Here is a 1,401-nt window from a genome sequence, read left to right as displayed (position 1 = left end):
CGCAGATCGGCGGCTCGTGGTCGCGTTCGACCCGCCGCCCGCTCCGCTACGCCGGGCCCGCCCTGCTGCTCGTCCTCGCGATGGCCGTCGGGGTGCTGTCGGCGACGACGATGAGCACCTGGCGGCTCTCCCAGAAGGACCAGGCCGACTTCCGCGCCGCCGCCGACGTGCGCGTCAGCGAACCGTCCGGCGACGTCACGCTCGGGCCCCTCGGACGCGGCGCACGCTACGCGTCCCTGCCGGGGGTCAGGGAGGCCGTCCCCGTGGCGCGGCAGGGCGCGACCTACGGCAACGCCGACGGCTTCCTGCTCGCCGCCGACACCGGTCTCCTGCCCAAGGCGCTGCGCGTCCGGCCGGACCTTGCCAAGTCCCTCAAGCTCGGCGCGCTCACCGCCGCCCGTCCCGCGCCGCACCTGATGGCCCTGCCCGGACGCCCGGCGAAACTGGCCCTGGACCTGAGGCTGACATCGAACGGCCCGCCGCCGTCCCTCGGGTCCGAAGGCTTCTACGGCCCCTGGGAGCCGAACGCGCCCGCCTTCGGGATCACCGTGGTCCTCACGGACGCGCGAGGCGTCAGCTACCCGGTCGATCTGGACGGCCTCAAGGCCAACGGCAAAACGCAGAGCCTCTCGGTGGACGTCGGCTCTCTCGCGGGCCCGCAGGGCTCCCTCTCCTATCCGCTGTCGGTGCGCGGCATGCGCTGGCTGGAAAGCGAGAACCCCAACCACGGACCGCTCACCCTAGAGGTGGTCGACGTGCGCGGCGAGGGCCCGGGCGGCGGTTCCGCCAAGCTGCCGCCGGGCGCGACCTGGCAGCAGTGGTGGGACGGCGGCACCGGACCCGGCGCCAAGGAGTCGACGGTGACGGCGCCGCAGCGGTCCGGTGTGCTCCTGACCTCGCTGATCCCGGCGACCGTGCTGGAGGGCCTGCCGCCGAGCGCGCCCACCGCCCGGGTGTCGATGTTCCTCCAGCACAACGACGGCCCGTCGCACGACAACGACGCCGGCTTCCGGCAGCCGCCCCCGATCGTCCCCGGTGTGATCAGCCGGTCCCTCGCCGACCGGTCGCACGCCAAGGTCGGCGACTCCCTGGAACTCAACCTCATCCAGGGGCGGCAGACGATCCGCGTCATCGGGATCGCCCGGGCGCTGCCGGGCCTGGAGGCGGGCACCGACGGCACCCTCGTCGACCTGCGGACACTCGCCGACAGATGGCAGGCCGCGGGCTACACCCGGGACGACGCGGCCAACCCGGGCGAGTGGTGGCTGTCGGTCCAGGACGCCCGGACCGGACCCGTCGTCGACGCGATGAAGTCCCGCGCCGGCCTGGGCGACGTCACCGCCGACCGGGTCCAGATGCGCGAGGACCTGCGGGACGCGCCGCTCGCCGCGTCCCTCCAGG

General features: G+C 74.4%; 1 protein-coding gene. It reads left to right on the top strand.

The window, feature by feature from the left end:
• The coding region (locus AB0J52_RS40650; RefSeq protein ID WP_500188561.1) for a hypothetical protein at positions 1-1,401 on the top strand (1,401 nt) is incomplete at both ends.

The sequence above is a fragment of the Spirillospora sp. NPDC049652 genome (assembly GCF_040675125.1).
Taxonomy (GTDB): domain Bacteria; phylum Actinomycetota; class Actinomycetes; order Streptosporangiales; family Streptosporangiaceae; genus Spirillospora.
This window is presented reverse-complemented; position numbering and strand designations above follow the sequence as displayed.